Source organism: Pseudomonas sp. GW821-FHT10B02, from assembly GCF_059415665.1.
Window position 1 is genome coordinate 1 of sequence record NZ_JBWKNR010000006.1, and the last position, 21,878, is coordinate 21,878.

Sequence of the window (21,878 nt, forward strand, 5' to 3'; positions counted from 1 at the left end):
CGGTAGTTCAGTCGGTTAGAATACCGGCCTGTCACGCCGGGGGTCGCGGGTTCGAGTCCCGTCCGCTGCGCCATATTGAAGTCACAAAGAAAGCGACCCAAGGGTCGCTTTTTTTGTGCTTGTCATTTGCTCCACCGATGAATTTTCTGTGGTGATTTCCCGGCTACGGTTTCAGTGATCCGCCGATGTGTTGCACAATAGGCACCGATCGTTTTACTCAGGATTTGCAATGTCAAAGTCAACCGTCTTCAGTGCGCTCGGGCTGGCCCTGGTGCTGGCGGGTGTTTCCGGCTGTTCTTCGAAGAAAGCTGCCATCTACGAACACGAGAATTTCGACGACTCGGGTACCTATTCGCGCAGCTTCCCGGTCAGCGAGGCCAGTACCTGTGAAGCGGCCCGGCGTGCCTTGCTCAGCCAGGGATACATCATCACCAGCAGCGATGCCGGTCAGGTCAATGGCAACAAGAGCTTTCAGCAGACCGGCGAGTCGCACCTGCAGATCAGCTTCAACGTGGTCTGTGCCCGCGACAGCGGCGACGAGCAGCGCTCGACCATGTTTGCCAACGCCTTGCAGGACCGTTACGCGCTGAAAAAATCCAATACCTCGGCCAGCGTCGGTGTGGGCGTGCTGGGGTCGCTGTCGATGCCGATTGGCTCCACCGACGATTCGATGGTCAAGGTGGCCAGCGAGACCGTGACCTCGGCCAAGTTCTACGAGCGTTACTTCGCCCTGGTCGAAAGCTTCCTGCCCAAGGAACAGAAGAAAAAGGCCTCGCTGAAAAAGCCGCAAGAGACGCCTGCGCCAGCGCTGGGGATTCCTGAAAGTACTCCGCTGCCAGCACCTGCTGCCCTGGCTCCGGCCGAAGCAGCTGCGCCTGCGCCAGCACCTGCGGCGGTTGAGCCGGCTCCGGCGCCAGCCCAGCAGGTACCGGTTGTCGAAGCCGTATCGGCGCCTGTGGTCGACGACAGCAAGGGTTCCAAGCCGGTTCCACCACCGGTCGAGGCGACGCCGATCAATGCCGAGCAGCCTGCGCCTGCAGCCGCTGAACCGGTATCGAGCGTGGCGCCGGCAGCGCCTGTCAGCAGCCCTGAGCAGGCGCCGCAGTAAGGGCGGATAATTTTTCCAACTGCTGCTACGTTGTTTTGATAAGCGTCATTGTCATTTTTCTTTCATCGCGGCACTTTAGGCTCGATGACGAATCAATGAAATGAATGAGAAACGACGGAGCAGACGATGGACGACTATCAAGAAGAACTACTCGAATACCGCGCCTTTGAACTCGATCCACCCGAGCCTGCCGAAGACGCCACCGAGCTGTAGTTTCAGCCAGTAAGCCGCTGGCTACGGCGAAACTCACCCGGGGTCATGCTGTTCCAGCGCTTGAACGCGCGCTGAAAGGCCTCGGCCGAAGCAAACCCGAGCAGATAGGCGATCTCGCCAAAGGCCAGTTCCGTATCACGGATATAGGCCATGGCCAGGTCGCGGCGGGTATCGTTGAGGATGGCGCGAAACTGCGTGCCTTCCTCGGCCAGCTTGCGCCGCAAGGTCCAGGTCGGCAGTTGCAGGTGCCGCGCCACTTCCTCCAGATCCGGTTCCCGGCCGCCATTGAGCAGCGGTCCGAGCAAATGGGCGATGCGTTCGCCCAGGCTGCGGATTCGCGTGCGTTGCTCAAGTTCCGCCTCACATAACTTCAACAGATGCTGCCAGGTGCTGGGGCAGTGCGCCGGATTGCGCAGGGCAAGGCTTGCCTGGCTCAGGCGTAACTGGTTGGTCTGCGCGCCAAACTGCACCGGGGTGCTGCACAGCGTCTGGTAGTGGGCGGCATAGGCGGGGGCCTCGAATTCGATCTCCATCCGTTCGGCCACCAGCTTCACGCCGGCCAGGCTCGACAACTGCGCGAGCCAGCCGGACAGCAGTGAATCGACCACGAAGCGGTTGTAGGCGTTGTAGGGGCTGATCGAGTAGAAACGCAGCCAGGCACCGCCGCTGTCGGCATGGAAGCTCGAATGGCCACGGTAGTTGGCGGCGTACAACGGCTCGAAGCGCAGCAAGGTGCGCGCTGCTTCGCCGACAGTGGGCGCCTGGGCCGCAGTGACGCCGGCCAGGCCTGCCTGGCTGAGGCGGCTGATGCAACCCATGTGCAGACCCAGGGCAGGGTCAGCGGTCAGTTCGATGGCGGCATGGCCCAGGTGCATGTAACGCGGGATGGACAAGCGCGCACCCGCTTCGGCCAGGCGTGCAGAGTCCAGGCCGTAGCGCTCCAGCAGCGCTGTAGGCTCGATCCCGCGTTGCTGCAGGATTTCACTCAGGGGCTGGATAAAACCGACTGAGAGATCACCCAGACGCATCCGCGGGCGGTTCATGGCCGACCTACAGCCACAGGTTCAGCAGACGCGCACCTGAAGTGCGGTTGCCGTTCAGGTTGAGGCCGGCGCGGTTGGCAAAGCCCTGGCCATCGGCGACCACATCCCAGAAACGCCCGCGCAGGAACACGCTCATGCTGCTCATGTCGCCGGGGTTGGCCTTCAGGGTCAGTTGTTGCCAGGCCTGGGCTTCACTGATTTCGCCGGGCTTGAACGGCAGTGAAGCCGCCAGCGGTTGATGGCGGTTGCCGCGCCAGGGTGCATTCCAGCTGTCTTTACCACCCAGAAACGCTGGGTTGGCGATGAACTGCGCCGACTGGTTAGCCAGTTGTTGCTGATTGCTCGGGTACCAGCTGTCGCTGCCGATCAGCACGCCCAGGCGTCCGGCCGGGGTCTGCAGGACTTGCGGCGGCTGATCGATGCCGCTGTCGATGTAGCGGCGCACTTCACTGTCCGGGTGTTGCTGGCGCTGGGGCTGGCCGAGTACCGAGCCGTCGCCGGCAAACACCAGGCTGCTGTTGTACAGGGCGCCTGAGCCGACTTTGAGGGTACCGCGCTCGACATAAGGGGAGGGCAGGACAATCGAGCCCGCCACCAGGGTCACGCCGAATTCCCTGGCCAGGCCGCCGAACAGTTGCTGGTAGTCGCTGGCCATCTGCTGCGCCTTCATGCGCAGGTGGGCATCGGCGCGACGGTCATCACCTTCGGCGCCGAGCATGGCCAGACCGTAGCTGATCGGGTTGCTCAGCTCCAGCCATTGCCAGGCTTCGCGACGCTGGGTGACCTGGTACAGCTCGTTCTTTTCGCCCCGGGCCCAGAGCCAGGTGCCGATATGCTCAGGCAGGATGACGATGGTCCGGGCGTTGATCAGGCCCTGGCTGCGCGCCTGCTGCAGATAGGCGGCCAGCTTGCGGTGCAGGCGTTGCAGGTTCTGGTAGTCACTGGGGTACAGCTGCGGCTCGACCCCCAGCAGGTTGCCATGGTCGGCGGGAACGCCTTCGCTCAGGGCCAGCTCGATGCGCAGGTCCGACAGGTAATGCCCGGTCGGTCGTTGCCCGGTCCAGAACCCGTAGCCGCACAACGCAGCAATGACAACCAGCGCCAGGGCGCTCAACAGAAGTTTTCGCATGAAACAGCACAGCGCCAGCAAGGGATTCAGCGCTAAGGGTAGACCTCGGGTGCAGTAGGATCAATAACTTGTCACTTTCGGTCATTGAGCCATCGCGGCTGGCTCTTTAATGTCGGCCACAGATAACCGACGGGCCCCGCCATCCGTGCGAGGCGCCCGCATCCCGTGATTACGCCTGTTGTGGAGTTCACTATGGCTGCTGCTCATTACCCGCACCTGCTCGCCCCGCTGGACCTGGGGTTCACCACCCTGCGCAACCGCACCCTGATGGGCTCGATGCATACCGGCCTGGAAGAAAAGCCAGGTGGTTTCGAGCGCATGGCCGCCTATTTTGCCGAGCGCGCCCGTGGCGGCGTCGGCCTGATGGTCACCGGCGGTATCGGACCGAACGTGGAGGGCGGGGTGTATTCCGGCGCCGCCAAGCTGAGCACGCCGGAAGAAGCCGATAAACACCGCATCGTTACCAAGGCCGTACATGAGGCCGGTGGCAAGATCTGCATGCAGATCCTCCACGCCGGTCGTTATGCCTACAGCCCAAAGTCGGTGGCGCCAAGCGCCATCCAGGCGCCGATCAACCCATTCAAGCCGCATGAGCTGGACGAAGAGGGTATCGAGAAGCAGATCCAGGACTTCGTCAATTGCTCGCTGCTGGCACAAAGCGCCGAGTACGACGGTGTCGAGATCATGGGCTCGGAAGGTTACTTCATCAATCAGTTCCTCGCCGCCCACACCAACCAGCGCACCGACCGCTGGGGTGGCAGCTACGAAAACCGCATGCGCCTGGCGGTGGAAATCGTTACCCGTGTGCGTGAAGCCGTCGGCCCGAATTTCATCATCATCTTCCGTCTGTCGATGCTCGACCTGATCGAAGGCGGCAGCAACTGGGAAGAGATCGTGCAGTTGGCCCAGGCGATCGAGAAAGCCGGCGCAACGATCATCAACACCGGTATCGGCTGGCATGAGGCACGGATTCCAACCATCGCCACCAAGGTGCCACGGGCGGCGTTCAGCAAGGTCACGGCCAAGCTGCGTGGCGCGGTGCAGATCCCGTTGATCACCACCAACCGCATCAATACGCCGGAAGTGGCCGAGCAGATCCTCGCCGAGGGCGATGCCGACATGGTCTCCATGGCGCGTCCGTTCCTTGCCGACCCTGAATTTGTCAACAAGGCGGCGGCCGGGCGGGGCGACGAGATCAACACCTGCATCGGTTGCAACCAGGCCTGCCTGGACCACACCTTCGGCGGCAAGCTGACCAGTTGCCTGGTCAACCCGCGGGCCTGTCATGAAACCGAGCTCAATTACCTGCCGGTCACCCAGGTCAAGCAGATCGCCGTGGTCGGTGCCGGTCCTGCCGGGCTTGCCGCCGCCACGGTGGCTGCTGAACGCGGCCATAAGGTGACGCTGTTCGACTCGGCCAGCGAGATCGGTGGTCAGTTCAACGTGGCCAAGCGCGTGCCGGGCAAAGAAGAGTTCTACGAAACCCTGCGTTACTTCAAACGCAAGCTGCAGACCACCGGTGTCGAGCTGTGCCTGAACACGCGCGTCGATGTCGAGCAACTGGCGGCGGGCGGTTATGACGAGATCATCCTGGCCACCGGTATCGCTCCGCGTCTGCCGGCGATTCCGGGGATCGAGCACAGCAAGGTGCTGAGTTATCTGGATGTGCTGCTTGAGCGCAAACCGGTGGGTCAGAAGGTCGCGGTGATCGGTGCGGGCGGTATCGGCTTTGACGTCTCGGAATTCCTGGTGCACCAGGGCAAGGCCACCAGCCTGGACCGCGAAGCGTTCTGGAAGGAGTGGGGTATCGATACCGCGCTGCAAGCCCGCGGTGGCGTGGCCGGAATCAAGCCCGAACCGCATGCCCCGGCGCGTCAGGTGTTCCTGCTGCAGCGCAAGAAATCCAAGGTCGGCGATGGCCTGGGCAAGACCACTGGCTGGATTCACCGGACGGGTTTGAAGAACAAGCAGGTGCAGATGCTCAACAGTGTCGAGTACCTGAACATCGACGACGCTGGCTTGCATATTCGCATCGCCGAGGGCGAGCCGCAGGTATTGCCCGTCGATAACGTGGTGATCTGTGCCGGTCAGGACCCGCTGCGTGAGCTCCAGGATGGGCTGCTGGCCGCAGGCCAGTCGGTGCACCTGATCGGTGGCGCCGACGTGGCCGCCGAGCTGGATGCCAAGCGGGCGATCAACCAGGGCTCGCGCCTGGCTGCCGAGCTCTGAGTGCTTTGCGCGGCGGGGTGTTTGCCCCGCCGCGCTGTTAAACTGCCGCTTCCCTGCGGCAGTGATCTGTACATGACCGGTTTTGACACGCTTCCCAACGCCCCCCTGCAGCACCTGGCTCTGAGCTGGCTGCGTCCGTTCGGCGTCGAGCTGGCGGTGCTGCGCCTGGACCTGATCGACCCGCTGATCAGCGGCAACAAGTGGTTCAAGCTGCTTGAGCACCTGCGTCTGGCCAGGCAAGTACAAGCCCCCGGCATCATCAGCCTGGGCGGTGCGCACTCCAATCACCTGCACGCCTTGGCCGCAGCTGGCAAGCGCTTCGGCTTTGCCACGGCAGGCCTGTTGCGTGGTCATTTTCAGGACACCGCCACCGTTCGCGACCTGCAAGCCTTCGGTATGCACCTGCACTGGTTGGGTTACGCCGGCTATCGGGCGCGGCATCAGCCGGACTTCTGGCAGCCCTGGCAGGTGCAGTACCCGGGCTGGCACTGCGTGCCCGAAGGCGGTGGCGGCCCGCTGGGCGTCAAAGGCTGTGCGTTGATCGTCGAGCAGGCCCGGGCACAGTTGGCGAGCCTGGGTTGGGCGGACTACGACGCTTGGTGGCTGGCGGCGGGAACCGGCACCACGTTAGCGGGGCTGGTACTGGCTGAAGGTGGTGCTCATCAGGTCCATGGCGCTTTGGCGGTACCGCTGGACCATGGCGTGCCCGCGCAGCTCCGGGCCCTGGCCGGGGACAGTGGATACCGTTTGTACGAAGCCAGTCGCGGCGGCTTTGCCAAGGTTGATGAAGCGTTGCTGGCGTTTATCAATGCCTGCGAGGCCGAGTCCGGCGTGCCGCTGGAGCCGCTGTACACCGGCAAGGCGCTGCTGGCGCTGCGCGAGCAGGTTGAAGCCGGTGCTTTTGCCCCCGGCACACGCTTGATCTTTCTGCACAGCGGCGGCCTTCAGGGCCGCCGCGGTTTTGCCTAGTTGCTACGTGGCAGCATGCGCACCAGGGTGTTATCACGCTGAACATAGTGATGGTAGAGCCCGGCCAGGGCATGCAGGCCGATCAGCCAGTAACCCCAGCTGCCGATGCGCTCGTGCCAGCCCTTGATGAACTTGGCCATGTCCGGATCCGGGGCGATCAGGGCTGGCAGTTCGAAGCCATAGAACGGAATCGGTTTGTTGGCCGCGCTGAGAATCAGCCAGCCGGCAATCGGCAGGCCGATCATCAACAGATACAGGGCCAGGTGCATCAGGTGCGCAAGGCCGGTCTGCCAGGCTGGAGGGGCAGGGACGATGGGCGGCGTCGGGCGGCTCAGGCGCAGGGCCAGGCGTAGCCAGACCAGCACGAACACTGTCAGGCCGAGCATGAAGTGCAGATCTTTCATCAGGTTGCGCTCGACGCTGTCCTTGGGGAACAGGCCGCGCAGTTCGATCAGGGCATACACCGCCGCCAACAGCACCAGCATCAACCAGTGCAAGGTAATCGACAGGCCGCCATAGCGGGCCGGGGGAGTCTTCAGGGTCATGGTCATTCCTCGTGATCAGGTCTGGATCCGCGCTCTTCTGGCGCAGTGACATCACTGTAATCGCTGGATAGCCGATTACTCGCTTATTGCAACAAAAAATTGCCAACGCCGCATTGATCTGTCGCTAGAATCCGCCGTTTCGCCCACTTATTCGTTTTCAAGGCCTGTGTAATGTTGATGGCGTCACTGATTTTCCTCCTGACCATTACTCTGGTGATCTGGCAGCCCCGCGGCCTGGGGGTTGGCTGGAGTGCTACTGGCGGTGCGGTGCTGGCATTGCTCAGCGGTGTGGTGCAGTGGGGTGATATCCCGGTGGTCTGGCAGATCATCTGGAACGCCACCGGCACCTTCATTGCCCTGATCATCATCAGCCTGTTGCTCGATGCCGCCGGTTTCTTCGCTTGGGCGGCGCTGCATGTGGCGCGCTGGGGGCGCGGCAGCGGGCGTCGGTTGTTCTGTTACATCGTGCTGCTCGGGGCGCTGGTTTCGGCGCTGTTCGCCAACGACGGCGCAGCGCTGATCCTCACGCCGATTGTGGTGGCCATGCTCCTGGCCTTGCGCTTCAGCCCGGCGGCGACCCTGGCGTTTGTCATGGCTGCAGGTTTCATCGCCGACACTGCAAGCTTGCCGCTGGTGGTGTCGAACCTGGTCAACATCGTCTCGGCCGACTTCTTCGGCATCGGTTTCAACCGCTACGCCGCGGTGATGCTGCCGGTCAACCTGGTCAGCGTGGCGGCGACCCTGGCGGTGCTGCTGTGGTATTTCCGCCGCGACATCCCGGCCGACTACGACCCGCTGCAACTGGACCGCCCGCGTAGCGTGGTGCAGGACCCGGCGACCTTCGTTGCCGGCTGGCTGGTGCTGGCGATCCTGTTGATCGGCTGCTTTGCCCTGGAGCCGCTGGGTATTCCCATCAGTGCGATCTCGGCGGTGTGTGCCGCCGTACTGCTGCTGGTGGCCGCACGCGGGCACAAGATATCCACACGCAAGGTGCTCAAAGAGGCGCCCTGGCACATCGTGGTGTTCTCCTTGGGCATGTACCTGGTGGTCTACGGCTTGCGCAACGCGGGATTGACCGATTACCTGGCCGGCTGGCTCGATGATTTCGCAGCAGGCGGGGTGTGGGGCGCCGCCATGGGTACTGGGTTGCTGGCGGCGTTGCTGTCGTCGGTGATGAACAACTTGCCGACCGTGCTGATTGGCGCCCTGTCGATTGACGCCAGTTCCGCCAGCGGTGTGGTCAAGGAAGCGATGATCTACGCCAACGTGATCGGCAGCGACCTGGGGCCGAAAATCACCCCAATCGGCAGCCTGGCCACCTTGCTGTGGCTGCATGTGCTGGAGCGCAAGGGGGTGAAGATTGGTTGGGGCTACTACTTCAAGGTCGGGATTGTGCTAACTGTGCCGGTGTTGTTGCTGACCTTGGCGGCGTTGGCGCTGCGGCTAACTCTGGGCTAGCGCCAGACCTGTGGGAGCCGGCCTTGCCGGCGATCGCCTGCGTAGCAGGCGCACCCTGGTCACCCCGGTAAATTCGGCCACACATCGGCCACCAGAAACACCCGCTGCGCTTCCTCCCAGTCCCCGTCCAGACCTTCCACCAAACGCACCAGCAGCTGCGCCGGTGCCAGCGGATCCAGCCCCTGCAACCAGGCACTAAAGCGTTCCTGGTGCCAACGCTCCTCAGCTACACAGCGTGCTGACGCCAGCCAGGCCTGGCGCGGCAATGGTTGCCAGCAGCCGGGATTGAGTTCGACAAAGGCTGGCCAGTCGCGCTGATGCAACCATTGCCCGCGCAGGTGCCGCGGGTGTGAGCCCTCGGGCGAATCGGCATGCCCGGGCCAGGGATAGAACAGGTAGCCGGCAAGCCAGAGCTGGGCACTGAACTGCTCGATATCCAGTGCCGCCAGGGCCTCGCGGCTTTCAGCCCGGGCGGAAATCGGCAGCTGGTGATCGGCCAGGTGCGCAAGCTTGCGGTCCAGGCGGTCGTGGCAGCCCGGACCCAGCCAGTGCGCCGGGTCCTTGCCATCGCCGCCCGGTGGCCCCAGGTAGAGCTTGATGGCCAGTTCCTGGTGATGCACGCCTTCAGCATCGCGCAGCAGGATATCCAGCTCGCCCAGGGTGTGGCCGCCCGTGCGGATCGGTAGATTGGCGGCCAGCAACTCCACGCCAGGCGCCTGCTGCAGGGCAAACTGCCAGAGACGTTCGTAGTACAGGCCCAGGCGCCGGGTCGCGGTCTGCGCGAGCCAGTGATCCAGCGCACGGCTGTCGCTGTCCAGGGCACACAGCCATTGCTGCAGCTGTTCGGGGTGCGCAATCCAGTCACTGGCAGCCAGCGGATGACGCTGGGGCCAGGGCGTGTCGCGCAGCATCGGCGGCGCGAGGATGACCCAGGCCAGGTCGCGCACCTGAGGCTGGCGCAACTGGCGGGGCAGGTCGATCAGGCCGGGAAAAGGGTTCATCCAGCGAGCATAGCCCTAAGCCCCCGGCCTTGGCGATTTTCTCCAGTGTTTGCCGCTACCCGGCGCTTTCGCCCATAATCGACTCTTTGGCGAGTCCCGCCTCTTTACCCGCTGTAGCGCCTAGCAGGAGCCCCATGGAGCAATTTCGCAATATCGGTATCATCGGCCGCCTCGGTAGCTCGCAGGTGCTCGATACTATTCGCCGACTGAAAAAATTCCTGCTGGAACGGCATCTGCACGTCATCCTTGAAGACACGATCGCTGAAGTCCTGCCCGGCCACGGCCTGCAGACCTCTTCGCGCAAGCTGCTGGGTGAGGTCTGTGACCTGGTCATCGTCGTTGGCGGCGATGGCAGCCTGCTCGGCGCCGCCCGGGCGCTGGCCAAGCACAACACACCGGTGCTGGGCATCAACCGTGGCAGCCTGGGCTTTCTCACCGATATCCGCCCGGACGAGCTGGAAGTAAAGGTCGCCGAAGTGCTCGACGGCCATTACCTGGTGGAAAACCGCTTCCTGCTCCAGGCCGAAGTACGCCGGCATGCCGAAGCCATCGGCCAGGGCGACGCGCTCAACGACGTGGTGCTGCACCCGGGCAAGTCGACGCGGATGATCGAATTCGAGATCTACATCGATGGCCAGTTTGTTTGCAGCCAGAAAGCCGACGGTCTGATCGTCGCCACCCCGACCGGTTCGACTGCCTATGCGCTGTCGGCGGGCGGGCCGATCATGCACCCGAAACTCGATGCCATCGTGATTGTGCCGATGTACCCGCACACCCTGTCCGGGCGGCCGATTGTGGTCGACGGCAACAGTGAGCTGAAGATCGTGGTGTCCAAGGACCTGCAGATCTACCCGCAGATTTCCTGTGACGGTCAGAACCACTTCACCTGCGCTCCCGGCGACACCATCACGGTGAACAAGAAGTCGCAGAAACTGCGCCTGATCCACCCGCTGGATCACAATTATTACGAGGTCTGCCGGACCAAACTCGGTTGGGGCAGCCGCCTGGGTGGTGGAGGCGAGTGATGCTCGATCCAGCCCGTAGTTACGACCTGATTGGTGACGTGCACGGCTGTGCGCACACCCTCGAACGCCTGCTCGATACCCTCGGCTACAAACGCCAGGGCGGGGTCTGGCGCCATGCCCAGCGCCAGGCGCTGTTCCTTGGCGACATCATCGACCGTGGCCCGCGGATTCGCGAGGCGCTGCACATCGTCCACGACATGGTCGATGCCGGCCAGGCCCGCTGCATCATGGGCAATCATGAGTACAACGCTCTGGGCTGGAACACCCCGGCCTTGCCCGAGACGGGCAAGCAGTTCGTGCGTGAACACAACCCGCGCCACGGTCGGCTGATCTACGAAACCCTGACCCAGTTCGAGCAGCATCCGGGGGACTGGCATGACTTCCTCGAATGGTTCTACGAGTTGCCGCTGTTTCTCGACGCCGGGCGCTTCCGCCTGGTCCACGCCTGCTGGGACCATCGGCTGATCGATGCATTACGCCAGCAACACCCCGACGGTTGCATCGATGAGCATTTCATCCAGGCCTCAGGGGTGTCCGACAGTTTTGCCGCGACGGTCTGCAACCGCTTGCTGCGCGGCACCGACATGCGCCTGCCGGATGGTCTGACCCTGACCGGCGGCGACGGCCTGACCCGCGCCTTCTTCCGTACCAAGTTCTGGGAAGAGGACCCGCAGACCTACGGCGATATCGTCTTCCAGCCCGACGCCTTGCCCGAAAAAGTTGCCAGTACGCCATTGAGCCACAGCCAGAAGAATGCCTTGCTGCGCTACGGCGAAGACGAGCCGATGCTGTTCGTCGGCCACTACTGGCGCAGCGGCAAACCGGCACCGATCCGTTCCAACCTGGCCTGCCTGGATTACAGTGCGGTGCTGTACGGCAAACTGGTCGCTTACCGTCTTGATGATGAAACCCGGATCGACCCGCGCAAATTCGTCTGGGTTGATGTCGACCGGCCGGAGGCCAACCAATGACTGCAGTGGTGGTGTTACGCATGCCTTTGAACACCGACCTCAGCGGCTTTGTCGGCCTGCTGCGGCGTTTGCAGGTGCCGCACCGGGTCAGCGAGGAGGGCGGTGACCAAGTGCTGTGGGTGGCGGAAAACCTCGCTGAGGATGTGCGCGAGCTGTACCAGCGCTTTCCCGAGGGCGATGCCGACTTCCAGCTGCCTGCCGAGGCCGCCCTGAAGCCGCCTGCGCGGCCGGGCCTCGCCGAACAGTTGCGCGCCAGCAAGGCCACGGCAGTGGTGTTGTTGCTGTGCCTGATCGTCGCCGGCCTGACCGGTCTTGGCGACAACTTTGCCACCCTGAGCTGGCTGACCTTTCTCGATTTTCGCGTACAGGGCGACTACCTGTACTTCACGCCGCTGGCCGCGAGCCTGGCCGACGGCCAATGGTGGCGCCTGTTCACGCCGATGCTGGTGCATTTCGGCATTCTCCACCTGGCCATGAACGCCTTGTGGTACTGGGAATTGGGCCGGCGTATCGAGCTGCGCCAGGGGCCCTGGTCGCTGCTCAGCCTGACCTTGCTGTTCAGCCTGGTATCCAATGCCGCGCAGTACCTGTTCGGCGGGCCGAGCCTGTTCGGTGGCCTGTCGGGGGTGCTTTACGGCTTGCTCGGGCACGTCTGGCTGTACCAGTGGCTGGCGCCCAACCCGGTCTATCGCATGCCGCGTGGGGTCCTGGTAATGATGCTGGTCTGGCTGCTGCTGTGCCTGTCCGGACTGGTCAGCCTGCTGGGCTTCGGTCAGATCGCCAACGCCGCCCACGTCGGCGGGTTGTTGGTCGGTTGCCTCAGCGGGCTCTTGGGCGGGGCGCTGGCCCGGCGTAAACTTACGGCTTGATTTGGGAGACGCTATGTCCACTTTTGCGCAAATGATCGAGAACATCACCCCGGAAATCTACGAGAGCCTGAAACTGGCCGTGGAACTGGGCAAATGGGCGGATGGGCGCAAGCTCACCACCGAGCAGAAAGAACTGTCGCTGCAGGCGGTGATCGCCTGGGAGATGCAGAACCTGCCGGAAGAGCAGCGTACCGGTTACATGGGCCCGCAAGAATGCAGCTCGAAGTCGGCACCGGTCGCCAACATCCTGTTCAAGTCGGACGCGATCCATTGATCGAACTTGGCCGCGGCTCCATCAGTAAAATGTCGGCGCGTCTCGACGCGCCTGTGGTGCAGTACGCTTTTCGTCTGGGCGAGCAGGAAGTGCCGGTCAATCCGCTGATCGGCAAGACCTTGCGCCTGGAATATCTCGGTGCCATCCATTGCAGTCACTGCGGTCGCAAGACCAAGACCAGCTTCAGTCAGGGCTACTGCTACCCGTGCATGACCAAGCTGGCCCAGTGCGATGTGTGCATCATGGCCCCGGAAAAATGCCACTACGACCAGGGCACCTGCCGTGAACCTTCCTGGGGCGAGCAGTTCTGCATGACCGATCATGTGGTGTACCTGGCCAACTCCTCGGGCATCAAGGTCGGCATCACCCGCGCCAGCCAGCTGCCGACCCGCTGGCTTGACCAGGGCGCCAGCCAGGCCTTGCCGATCGTGCGGGTCGCCACCCGCCAGCAGTCGGGCCTGGTCGAAGACCTGTTCCGCAGCCAGGTGGCCGACCGTACCAACTGGCGGGCGCTGCTCAAGGGCGATGCCGAGGCGGTCGACCTGCTGGCGGTGCGCGATCAGTTGTTCGCCAGTTGTGCCGAGGGCTTCAGTGCCTTGCAGACGCGCTTCGGCCTGCAGGCCATCCAGCCGCTGAACGACGCCGAAGTCGTGGAAATCCGCTACCCGGTCGAGGCCTACCCGAGCAAGATCGTCAGCTTCAACCTGGACAAGAACCCGGTGGCCGAAGGCACGCTGCTGGGCATCAAGGGCCAGTACCTGATCTTCGATACCGGTGTGATCAATATTCGCAAGTACACGGCGTACCAGCTCGCCGTGCATCAGTAAAAAGGACCGCCACATGCGTACCGAACAGCCGCAAGTGATCTACCTCAAGGACTATCAGGCGCCCGAGTACCTGATCGACGAGACGCACCTGACCTTCGAACTGTTCGAGGACCACAGCCTGGTCCACGCGCAGCTGGTCATGCGCCGCAACCCCGCCCGTGGCGCTGGCCTGCCGCCGCTGGTCCTCGACGGCCAGCAGCTGGAGCTGCTCAGCGTGGCGCTGGACGATCAGGCCCTGAGCGCTGGCGACTACCAGCTCGACGACAGTCACCTGACCGTGCAGCCCAAGGCCGCGACCTTCACCCTCGACACCAGCGTGAAGATCCACCCGGAAAGCAACACCGCGCTGGAAGGCCTGTACAAGTCCGGCAGCATGTTCTGCACCCAGTGCGAGGCCGAGGGCTTCCGCAAGATCACCTATTACCTCGATCGTCCGGATGTGATGAGCAAATTCACCACCACGGTGATTGCCGAGCAGCATCGCTATCCGGTGTTGCTGTCCAACGGCAACCCGGTCGGCACCGGGCCGCAGGACGATGGCCGGCACTGGGCGACCTGGGAAGACCCGTTCATGAAACCGGCCTACCTGTTTGCCCTGGTGGCCGGTGACCTGTGGTGTGTCGAAGACAAGTTCACCCGCCAGTCGGGCCGTGACGTGACCCTGCGCATCTATGTCGAGCCGGAAAACATCGACAAGTGCCAGCACGCCATGACCAGCCTGAAGAAGTCCATGCGCTGGGACGAAGAGGTCTATGGCCGTGAGTACGACCTGGACATCTTCATGATCGTCGCGGTCAACGACTTCAACATGGGCGCCATGGAAAACAAGGGCCTGAACATCTTCAACTCCAGTTGCGTGCTGGCCCGCGCCGAAACTGCGACCGATGCCGCGCACCAGCGGGTCGAGGCGGTGGTGGCCCACGAATACTTCCACAACTGGTCGGGCAACCGCGTGACCTGCCGCGACTGGTTCCAGCTGTCGCTCAAGGAAGGCTTCACGGTATTCCGCGATTCGGAATTCAGTGCCGACATGAATTCGCGCACGGTCAAGCGTATCGAAGACGTGGCCTATCTGCGCACCCACCAGTTCGCCGAAGATGCCGGCCCCATGGCCCATGCCGTGCGTCCGGACAGCTTCATCGAGATCTCCAACTTCTACACCCTGACCGTCTACGAGAAGGGCTCGGAAGTGGTGCGCATGGTGCGTACTTTGCTGGGGGCCGAAGGTTTCCGCAAAGGCAGCGACCTGTACTTCGAGCGCCATGACGGCCAGGCCGTGACCTGCGACGACTTCATCAAGGCCATGGAAGATGCCAACGGCGTCGACCTGACCCAGTTCAAGCGCTGGTACAGCCAGGCCGGTACCCCGCGTCTGGCGGTCAGCGAGCATTATGACAGCGCTGCGCAGACCTACAGCCTGACCTTCCGCCAGAGCTACCCGGCGACCCCGGACAAGGTCGAGAAAAAGCCGTTCGTGATCCCGGTCGAACTCGGCCTGCTCGATGCCCAAGGCAACGACATCGCCCTGCGTCTGCAAGGTGAAGCGGCGGCTGCGGGCACCTCGCGGGTGCTGTCGGTGACCGAGGCCGAGCAGACCTTCACCTTCGTCGACGTCGCCGCCAAGCCGCTGCCGTCGCTGTTGCGCGGCTTCAGTGCGCCGGTGAAGCTGAGCTTCCCTTACGATCGCGATCAGCTGATGTTCCTCATGCAGCATGACAGCGACGGCTTCAACCGTTGGGAAGCCGGCCAGCAATTGTCGGTGCAGGTACTGCAGGAGCTGATCGCCCAGCATCAGCAGGGCAGTGCGCTGGTGCTCGACCAGCGTCTGGTCACGGCGTTGGGCACAGTACTGGCCAACGAGCAGCTGGATCAGGCCATGGTCGCCGAGATGCTCTCGCTGCCAAGCGAGGCCTACCTCACCGAAATCAGCGAAGTGGCGGATGTCGATGCCATTCACGCGGCCCGTGAGTTTGCCCGCAAGCAGATCGCTGATCAGCTGTTCGACGCCTTGAATGCACGTTACCAGGCCAACCGCGGCCTCTCGCGGACAACCGAGTACGTTGCCGCAGCTGAACACTTCGCTCGTCGCAGCCTGCAGAACATTGCCCTGTCGTACCTGATGCTCAGTGGCAAGCCTGAAGTACTGGCTGCGACCCAGGAGCAATTCGACGCCTGTGACAACATGACCGAGCGTCTTACCGCGCTGGCCGTGCTGGTCAACTCGCCGTTCGAGGCCGAGCGGGGCAAAGCGCTGGAAGTCTTCGCGGAAAACTTCAAGGACAACCCGCTGGTCATGGACCAATGGTTCAGCGTACAGGCGGCCAGCACCCTGCCGGGTGGCCTGGCACGGGTCAAGGCGCTGATGCAGCATCCGGCGTTCACGATGAAGAACCCGAACAAGGTGCGTGCTCTGATCGGTGCCTTTGCCGGGCAGAACCTGGTCAACTTCCATGCGGCCGATGGCTCCGGCTATCGCTTCCTGGCGGACCTGGTGATCGAGCTCAACGCCCTCAACCCACAGATCGCCTCGCGCCAGCTGGCGCCGCTGACCCGCTGGCGCAAGTACGATGCGGCGCGTCAGGCGCTGATGAAGGCCGAGCTGGAGCGCATTCTGGCCTCTGGTTCGCTGTCCAGCGATGTGTACGAAGTCGTGAGCAAGAGCCTGGCTTGATGGACAGCCTGTGGGAGCCAGCCTTGCTGGCGATGCCCGGCGTAGCCGGGCCAGGGGCACTACGCGCCCAATCGCCGGCAACGCCGGCTCCCACAGAGCCCGCGTTACCCCCGCTTAACAAAAGATAACGTCCCGTTCGTTGTCAGCCCTTCGCAAACCCCGATAGGATGGCTTTCAGCGTTTGCGGGGCTCTGGAACACGGTTTCCGCCAGCACCCGCAAATAGATTGACCCAAATAACAATAATCGGGGGACAGATCTATGACCGAGCCGTACATGGCAGGTCCCGGTTGCGCAGCGCGCGCACGACCAGGGGTATTGGCCGCCAGCGCAGTGCTGGTGTTGGCAATGGGGCTGTGGGCCAGCACGGTCGAGGCAGCAGCGTCCGAAGCGCAGGTTTACTCCACCGAATCGGCCAGAGCCGAAAAAAGCCTGTTGCTCGACGTGACCCGTGCAGGTGCACGACTGGTCGCTGTTGGCGATCGCGGTCATATTCTCTTCTCCGATGACCAGGGCAAGTCCTGGACCCAATCCAAGGTGCCGACCCGGCAACTGCTCACGGCAGTGTATTTTGTCGATGACAAGCACGGCTGGGCGGTCGGTCATGACGCACAGATTCTCGTCAGCACTGATGGCGGTGTGACCTGGACCAAGCAATTCGAAGACCTGCAACGCGAAGCGCCGCTGCTGGATGTCTGGTTCAAGGACGCCGAGCACGGCTTTGCCGTGGGCGCCTACGGTGCATTGCTGGAAACCACCGACGGTGGCAAGCAGTGGAGCGACGTTGCCGAGCGCCTGGACAACGAAGACCAGTTCCACCTCAATGGCATCGCGCAGGTGAAGGACGCCGGCCTGTTCATCGTCGGCGAGCAGGGCAGCATGTTCCGCTCCAGCGACGACGGCCAGACCTGGCAGAAGCTCGAAGGCCCTTACCAGGGTTCGCTGTTCGGCGTGATCGGCACTGCCCAGCCACGCACACTGCTGGCTTATGGATTGCGCGGCAACCTCTACCGCTCCACGGATTTCGGTGACAGCTGGCAGCAGATCGAACTGAAAGCCGCCCGTGGCACCCTCGAATTTGGCCTGGCAAGCGCTACGCTTCTCGATGATGGCAGCCTGGTGTTGGTCGGCAATGGTGGCAGCGTCCTGCGTAGCAGTGACGACGGTCAGACGTTCAGCGTTTACAACCGCGCGGATCGCATCGCCCTGGCGGGCGTCAGCGGTAGAAACGGTGAAGGCCTGGTGCTGGTTGGCCAGGGTGGCGTGCACCTGGCCTCGGCCCAGGGTGCCGAAGGAGTGCAGCCATGAGCCAGCAGGAGCAGTTCAACATGAATCAGCAGCAACACCATCAGGACAAGGCGACGTTGCTTGAACGCCTGATCTTCAACAACCGTCCGGTGGTGATCCTCATCTGCCTGTTGGTCAGTGTGTTCCTGTTCTGGCAGGCCACGCAGATCCGTCCTTCGACCAGCTTCGAGAAGATGATTCCGCTTGAGCACCCCTTCATCGAGAAGATGCTCGAGCACCGCAACGACCTGGCCAACCTCGGCAACACCGTGCGTATCTCGGTGGAAGCCACCGATGGCGATATCTTCAGCAAGGACTACATGGAGACCTTGCGCCAGATCCACGACGAGGTCTTCTACATTCCCGGTGTCGACCGCTCCGGGCTCAAGTCGCTGTGGAGTCCCAGCGTACGCTGGACCGAGGTAACCGAAGAGGGCTTCGCCGGTGGTGAAGTCATTCCCAATACCTACGACGGTTCGGCCGACAGCCTCGATCAACTGCGCAACAACGTGCTCAAGTCCGGGCAGGTCGGGCGGCTGGTGGGCAACAACTTCAAGTCGAGCATCATTGACGTGCCGCTGCTGGAGTCCTACCCGGATCCGCAGGACCAGAGCAAGCTGATCAAGCTCGACTACCAGCAGTTCTCGCATCAACTGGAAGAAAAGATCCGCGACAAGTTCCAGGCGCAGAACCCCCATGTAAAAGTGCACATTGTTGGTTTTGCCAAGAAAGTCGGTGACCTGATCGACGGCCTGGTCATGGTGGCGATGTTCTTCGGGATCGCCCTGGTGATCACCTGGATCCTGCTGTACTGGTTCACCTGGTGTATCCGCAGCACCATCGCCGTGCTGATCACCACCCTGGTGGCAGTGGTCTGGCAACTGGGGTTGATGCATGCGGTAGGCTTCGGGCTCGATCCGTATTCGATGCTGGTGCCGTTCCTGATCTTCGCCATCGGTATCTCCCACGGCGTGCAGAAGATCAACGGTATCGCCCTGCAATCGAGCGAGGCCGAGAACGCCCTGACCGCTGCCCGGCGTACCTTCCGGCAGTTGTTCCTGCCGGGGATGATTGCGATTCTGGCCGACGCCGTGGGCTTCATCACCTTGCTGATCATCGACATCGGTGTGATCCGCGAGCTGGCCATCGGCGCCTCGATCGGCGTGGCGGTGATCGTGTTCACCAACCTGATCCTGTTGCCGGTAGCGATTTCCTATGTCGGCATCAGCAAGAAGGCCATCGAGCGCAGCAAGAAAGACGCGACCCGCGAGCATCCGTTCTGGCGCTTGCTGTCGAACTTCGCCAGCGCCAAAGTTGCGCCGGTGTCCATCGTCCTGGCCTTGCTTGCCTTCGGTGGCGGCCTCTGGTACAGCCAGAACCTGAAGATCGGCGACCTCGACCAGGGTGCGCCGGAATTGCGTCCGGATTCGCGCTACAACAAGGACAACAGCTTCATCATCAACAACTATTCGACCAGCTCTGACGTGCTGGTGGTGATGGTCAAGACTCCGACCGAGGGTTGCTCGATCTACTCGACCATGGCGCCGATCGACGAGCTGATGTGGAAGATGGAGAACACCCCGGGTGTGCAGTCGGCGATTTCCCTGGTCACTGTGTCCAAGCAGATGATCAAGGGTATGAACGAAGGCAACCTGAAATGGGAAAGCCTGTCGCGCAACCCGGATGTGCTCAACAGCTCGATCTCCCGCGCCGACGGCCTGTACAACGCCGACTGCTCGCTGGCGCCGGTGCTGGTGTTCCTCAACGACCACAAGGCCGAGACCCTCGATCGTGCGGTCAAGGCGGTGCAGGAGTTTGCCGATACCCACAACAAGGAAGGCCTGGAGTTCCTCCTGGCGGCGGGTAACGCCGGTATCGAAGCGGCCACCAACGAAGTGATCAAGTCGGCCGAGCTGACCATCCTGATCCTGGTGTACATCTGTGTGGCGGTGATGTGCATGATCACCTTCCGCTCCTTTGCCGCGACCCTGTGCATTGTCCTGCCGCTGGTGCTGACCTCGGTGCTCGGCAACGCGTTGATGGCGTTCATGGGCATCGGCGTCAAGGTCGCGACCTTGCCGGTGGTGGCGCTGGGTGTCGGTATCGGTGTCGACTACGGCATCTACATCTACAGTCGCCTGGAAAGTTTCCTGCGTGCCGGGCTGCCGTTGCAAGAGGCTTACTACCAGACCCTCAAGTCCACCGGCAAAGCGGTGCTGTTCACCGGCCTGTGCCTGGCTATCGGTGTGTGCACCTGGATCTTCTCGGCGATCAAGTTCCAGGCGGATATGGGCCTGATGCTGACCTTCATGCTGCTGTGGAACATGTTCGGTGCACTGTGGCTGCTGCCAGCACTGGCGCGGTTCCTGATCAAACCGGAGAAAATGGCGGGCAAGGCGGGAGGTTCGATTTTCGCCCACTGATCGGCGCTGTACCTATCGCCGGCCTTGCCGGCGATGCTTTTGGCGATGGGGTATGATGGCGCTTTTCCAGCCGTGACGTCCGCCCAATGACAACCCTTTCCCAAGTCCTGCAGTCCTGCGACATGCTCCTGATTGACGGCCTGCACGCTTTCGACTTCACCTTCGACGATACCGGTCTGCACATCGAGTGCATGGATGGCCGCGCCCTGAAGAAGTGGTCCTTCACTCCCGAGCAGATCGCCGCTGCCCGCGCAGACGGCGGCGATTGGCTGATCGCTGCCGACAGCACCGAGCATCGACTAGTCTGTATGAGTGCCTTTCGCGCCCCGGACGAGGATGACGATGAAACGCCAGCTGAAGACCCTGCTGATCGCTAGTGCCATGAGTGTGTTCGCCACCGCCCACGGTGCGCAGCTGCTGGTGGGCAGTTACACCGATGGCACCAGTGAAGGGCTCTACCGTTACGCGTTCAACAGTGACAGCGGTCAGATCGAGGCCAAGCCATTGCAGGTGCTCAAGAGTGAAAACCCTTCCTGGCTGACCCTGTCGATCGACAATCGCTTGCTGTTCGCCGTCAACGAGAATGGGGCAGGCAAAGGCCAGGCCAGCAGTTTTTCCGTCAGTGCCAAAGACGGCAGCCTCAAAGCCCTCAACCAGGTCAGTAGTGCCGGCGACGAGCCGACCCATGCCAGCCTCAGCCATGACCAGCGCTACCTGTTCGTGGCCAACTACGGTGTGCAGCCGACCCCTGGCGGCAGCCTCAGCGTGTTGCCGGTGGCCAAGGACGGCAAATTGTCTGGCTCGGTGCAGCAGGACCAGCACAAGGCCAGCGGCGCCAATCCGCAGCGCCAGGCCGGCCCGCATGTGCATTCGGTGGTGTCCTCGCCTGATGGGCATTTCGTGTTTGCCAGCGACCTTGGTGCCGACAAGGTGTTCATCTACCGCTATGACGGTGCCAGCCCGAAGAAACCGCTGAGCCCGGCCGACCCGCCAGCGATCGATCTGCCGCCGGGCAGCGGGCCGCGCCATCTGCTGTTCAGCAGCGATGGCAAGCAGGCCTACCTGACCCTGGAAATGAGCGCGCAAGTGGTGGTCTTTGCCCATCAGGACGGCAAACTGGAGGAGCTTCAGCGCCTGCCGCTGACCGAGCAGAACGATGCCTCGGCCAAGGCCGCAGGCGCCTTGCACCTGTCGGCTGACGGGCGTTTTCTGTATGTCAGCAACCGCGGTACGGCCAACGAGTTGCTGGTGTTTGCCGTGGATGAAGACAGCGGCAAGTTGATGCAGGTGCAGCGCCGCAGTGTCGAGGGTGATCACCCGCGGGAATTCACCATCGATCCGTCTGGCAAGTTCCTGCTGGTGGCCAACCAGAAAAGCAACGAGATCGTGGTGATCCGCCGCGATCCACGCAGCGGCATGCTCGGTGAAACGCTGCAGAAGCTGCCTCAGGATGCGCCGTCGGACCTCAAGTTCATCGACTGACTATCAACCGCCTTGATAATGGCTACTGCTGCAATGAATTTCTGTGCGCCGCGCCAGCGGCGTAAGTTTGGACCACGGCCTGCAACGGCCACTTCAAACCACAGACTTCGAGGTCAGCGCCATGAACTTCAATCTCTTCCCGGTCATCGCCGCTTCTGCCATTTCTGCTTCGGTTGCCCTGCCTGCTCACGCTCAGGTTGAAATCAGCGAGCGAAAATCCTCCACCCTCAGCTACACCCAGAAATACCTGCAACAAAGCGCCAACTTCTATGCCGCGCTGGACCACAAGTCGCAGCATTGAAGCGTGTAAATATTCTGGTAATAGCATATCGCCATGTGATTGAATTTGACGCTA

19 protein-coding genes are annotated in these 21,878 nt (G+C 62.5%); 15 read left to right on the forward strand and 4 right to left on the reverse strand.

Annotation, left to right across the window (positions count from 1 at the left end):
* The first annotated feature begins 229 nt into the window (after positions 1 to 229).
* Positions 230 to 1,108, forward strand: a complete 879-nt coding sequence (locus tag AC07OF_RS10945) for a DUF2242 domain-containing protein (RefSeq protein ID WP_495072879.1) — start codon at positions 230 to 232, stop codon at positions 1,106 to 1,108.
* Between the two features lie 215 nt (positions 1,109 to 1,323).
* Here the strand turns inward: AC07OF_RS10945 and AC07OF_RS10950 are convergent, their stop codons facing one another.
* Together AC07OF_RS10950 and AC07OF_RS10955 are read right to left on the reverse strand one after the other, a co-directional pair.
* Positions 1,324 to 2,364: an AraC family transcriptional regulator gene (locus AC07OF_RS10950; protein WP_157191763.1), complete on the reverse strand. Its 1,041-nt coding sequence runs from the start codon at positions 2,362 to 2,364 to the stop codon at positions 1,324 to 1,326.
* A gap of 7 nt (positions 2,365 to 2,371) precedes the next feature.
* The gene (locus AC07OF_RS10955; RefSeq protein ID WP_157191764.1) at positions 2,372 to 3,493 is read right to left on the reverse strand and encodes a nitrilase-related carbon-nitrogen hydrolase; all 1,122 of its coding nucleotides are present in this window, start codon (positions 3,491 to 3,493) and stop codon (positions 2,372 to 2,374) included.
* 192 nt (positions 3,494 to 3,685) lie between these two features.
* Between AC07OF_RS10955 and AC07OF_RS10960 the strand changes: the two genes are divergently transcribed.
* Together AC07OF_RS10960 and AC07OF_RS10965 are read left to right on the forward strand one after the other, a co-directional pair.
* Complete coding sequence (locus AC07OF_RS10960; protein WP_495072880.1) at positions 3,686 to 5,722, forward strand: oxidoreductase; 2,037 nt, start codon at positions 3,686 to 3,688, stop codon at positions 5,720 to 5,722.
* Positions 5,723 to 5,794: 72 nt separating this feature from the next.
* Positions 5,795 to 6,691 (forward strand): 1-aminocyclopropane-1-carboxylate deaminase/D-cysteine desulfhydrase, encoded by an 897-nt coding sequence (locus tag AC07OF_RS10965; RefSeq protein WP_157191766.1) that lies wholly within the window; start codon positions 5,795 to 5,797, stop codon positions 6,689 to 6,691.
* On the opposite strand, the gene AC07OF_RS10970 is transcribed toward AC07OF_RS10965, so the two are convergent.
* Positions 6,688 to 7,236, reverse strand: a complete 549-nt coding sequence (locus AC07OF_RS10970) for a cytochrome b (RefSeq protein ID WP_038608713.1) — start codon at positions 7,234 to 7,236, stop codon at positions 6,688 to 6,690. The two genes, AC07OF_RS10965 and AC07OF_RS10970, sit on opposite strands and share 4 nt — an antisense overlap.
* Before the next feature lie 171 nt (positions 7,237 to 7,407).
* On the opposite strand from AC07OF_RS10970, the gene AC07OF_RS10975 reads away from it, so the two are divergent.
* Positions 7,408 to 8,694, forward strand: coding sequence for an arsenic transporter (locus tag AC07OF_RS10975; RefSeq protein ID WP_157191767.1), 1,287 nt, complete (start codon positions 7,408 to 7,410; stop codon positions 8,692 to 8,694).
* A gap of 59 nt (positions 8,695 to 8,753) precedes the next feature.
* Here AC07OF_RS10975 and AC07OF_RS10980 read toward each other — a convergent pair whose 3' ends face one another.
* Positions 8,754 to 9,695: a DUF1853 family protein gene (locus tag AC07OF_RS10980; RefSeq protein WP_495072881.1), complete on the reverse strand. Its 942-nt coding sequence runs from the start codon at positions 9,693 to 9,695 to the stop codon at positions 8,754 to 8,756.
* A 134-nt stretch (positions 9,696 to 9,829) separates the two neighbouring features.
* On the opposite strand from AC07OF_RS10980, the gene AC07OF_RS10985 reads away from it, so the two are divergent.
* The 11 genes from AC07OF_RS10985 to AC07OF_RS11035 all read left to right on the forward strand — a co-directional run bounded on the left by AC07OF_RS10985 (position 9,830) and on the right by AC07OF_RS11035 (position 21,824).
* Positions 9,830 to 10,720: an NAD(+) kinase gene (locus tag AC07OF_RS10985; protein ID WP_038608722.1), complete on the forward strand. Its 891-nt coding sequence runs from the start codon at positions 9,830 to 9,832 to the stop codon at positions 10,718 to 10,720.
* Complete coding sequence (locus tag AC07OF_RS10990; protein ID WP_422415276.1) at positions 10,720 to 11,691, forward strand: metallophosphoesterase; 972 nt, start codon at positions 10,720 to 10,722, stop codon at positions 11,689 to 11,691. Before AC07OF_RS10985 ends, AC07OF_RS10990 begins: the two co-directional genes overlap by 1 nt.
* Complete coding sequence (locus AC07OF_RS10995) at positions 11,688 to 12,560, forward strand: rhomboid family intramembrane serine protease (protein WP_157191769.1); 873 nt, start codon at positions 11,688 to 11,690, stop codon at positions 12,558 to 12,560. Before AC07OF_RS10990 ends, AC07OF_RS10995 begins: the two co-directional genes overlap by 4 nt.
* A 13-nt stretch (positions 12,561 to 12,573) precedes the next feature.
* Positions 12,574 to 12,834, forward strand: coding sequence for a YeaC family protein (locus tag AC07OF_RS11000; protein ID WP_038608730.1), 261 nt, complete (start codon positions 12,574 to 12,576; stop codon positions 12,832 to 12,834).
* Entirely contained in the window at positions 12,831 to 13,661 is an 831-nt protein-coding gene (locus tag AC07OF_RS11005; protein WP_157194703.1) for a DUF2797 domain-containing protein, read from the forward strand. The genes AC07OF_RS11000 and AC07OF_RS11005 overlap by 4 nt, the downstream gene beginning before the upstream one ends.
* A 13-nt stretch (positions 13,662 to 13,674) precedes the next feature.
* A complete protein-coding gene (gene pepN, locus AC07OF_RS11010) occupies positions 13,675 to 16,332 on the forward strand; it encodes an aminopeptidase N (protein ID WP_157191770.1) in 2,658 nt (885 codons plus the stop codon).
* 260 nt (positions 16,333 to 16,592) lie between these two features.
* Positions 16,593 to 17,639, forward strand: coding sequence for a WD40/YVTN/BNR-like repeat-containing protein (locus tag AC07OF_RS11015; protein ID WP_495072882.1), 1,047 nt, complete (start codon positions 16,593 to 16,595; stop codon positions 17,637 to 17,639).
* 20 nt (positions 17,640 to 17,659) lie between these two features.
* On the forward strand, positions 17,660 to 20,041 hold the full coding sequence (locus AC07OF_RS11020) for an efflux RND transporter permease subunit (RefSeq protein WP_038616321.1): 2,382 nt from the start codon (positions 17,660 to 17,662) through the stop codon (positions 20,039 to 20,041).
* A gap of 86 nt (positions 20,042 to 20,127) precedes the next feature.
* Positions 20,128 to 20,418, forward strand: a complete 291-nt coding sequence (locus AC07OF_RS11025; RefSeq protein WP_038608737.1) for a DUF5629 family protein — start codon at positions 20,128 to 20,130, stop codon at positions 20,416 to 20,418.
* Positions 20,384 to 21,523, forward strand: a complete 1,140-nt coding sequence (locus AC07OF_RS11030; protein WP_157191772.1) for a lactonase family protein — start codon at positions 20,384 to 20,386, stop codon at positions 21,521 to 21,523. Before AC07OF_RS11025 ends, AC07OF_RS11030 begins: the two co-directional genes overlap by 35 nt.
* Positions 21,524 to 21,644: 121 nt before the next feature.
* Positions 21,645 to 21,824 (forward strand): hypothetical protein, encoded by a 180-nt coding sequence (locus tag AC07OF_RS11035; RefSeq protein ID WP_038616324.1) that lies wholly within the window; start codon positions 21,645 to 21,647, stop codon positions 21,822 to 21,824.
* Positions 21,825 to 21,878: the final 54 nt, after the last annotated feature.

Bases quoted from the DNA above. Each gene is read 5' to 3' on its own strand.
- AC07OF_RS10980 (WP_495072881.1), bottom strand. From the start codon at position 9,695: ATGAACCCTTTTCCCGGCCTGATCGACCTGCCCCGCCAGTTGCGCCAG.
- AC07OF_RS10960 (WP_495072880.1), top strand. From the start codon at position 3,686: ATGGCTGCTGCTCATTACCCGCACCTGCTCGCCCCGCTGGACCTGGGG.
- AC07OF_RS10965 (WP_157191766.1), top strand. From the start codon at position 5,795: ATGACCGGTTTTGACACGCTTCCCAACGCCCCCCTGCAGCACCTGGCT.
- AC07OF_RS11030 (WP_157191772.1), top strand. From the start codon at position 20,384: ATGAAACGCCAGCTGAAGACCCTGCTGATCGCTAGTGCCATGAGTGTG.
- AC07OF_RS10970 (WP_038608713.1), bottom strand. From the start codon at position 7,236: ATGACCCTGAAGACTCCCCCGGCCCGCTATGGCGGCCTGTCGATTACC.
- AC07OF_RS10950 (WP_157191763.1), bottom strand. From the start codon at position 2,364: ATGAACCGCCCGCGGATGCGTCTGGGTGATCTCTCAGTCGGTTTTATC.
- AC07OF_RS11035 (WP_038616324.1), top strand. From the start codon at position 21,645: ATGAACTTCAATCTCTTCCCGGTCATCGCCGCTTCTGCCATTTCTGCT.
- AC07OF_RS11015 (WP_495072882.1), top strand. From the start codon at position 16,593: ATGACCGAGCCGTACATGGCAGGTCCCGGTTGCGCAGCGCGCGCACGA.
- AC07OF_RS10995 (WP_157191769.1), top strand. From the start codon at position 11,688: ATGACTGCAGTGGTGGTGTTACGCATGCCTTTGAACACCGACCTCAGC.
- AC07OF_RS11000 (WP_038608730.1), top strand. From the start codon at position 12,574: ATGTCCACTTTTGCGCAAATGATCGAGAACATCACCCCGGAAATCTAC.
- AC07OF_RS11020 (WP_038616321.1), top strand. From the start codon at position 17,660: ATGAATCAGCAGCAACACCATCAGGACAAGGCGACGTTGCTTGAACGC.
- AC07OF_RS10975 (WP_157191767.1), top strand. From the start codon at position 7,408: ATGTTGATGGCGTCACTGATTTTCCTCCTGACCATTACTCTGGTGATC.
- AC07OF_RS10990 (WP_422415276.1), top strand. From the start codon at position 10,720: ATGCTCGATCCAGCCCGTAGTTACGACCTGATTGGTGACGTGCACGGC.
- pepN (WP_157191770.1), top strand. From the start codon at position 13,675: ATGCGTACCGAACAGCCGCAAGTGATCTACCTCAAGGACTATCAGGCG.
- AC07OF_RS10945 (WP_495072879.1), top strand. From the start codon at position 230: ATGTCAAAGTCAACCGTCTTCAGTGCGCTCGGGCTGGCCCTGGTGCTG.
- AC07OF_RS10955 (WP_157191764.1), bottom strand. From the start codon at position 3,493: ATGCGAAAACTTCTGTTGAGCGCCCTGGCGCTGGTTGTCATTGCTGCG.
- AC07OF_RS11025 (WP_038608737.1), top strand. From the start codon at position 20,128: ATGACAACCCTTTCCCAAGTCCTGCAGTCCTGCGACATGCTCCTGATT.
- AC07OF_RS10985 (WP_038608722.1), top strand. From the start codon at position 9,830: ATGGAGCAATTTCGCAATATCGGTATCATCGGCCGCCTCGGTAGCTCG.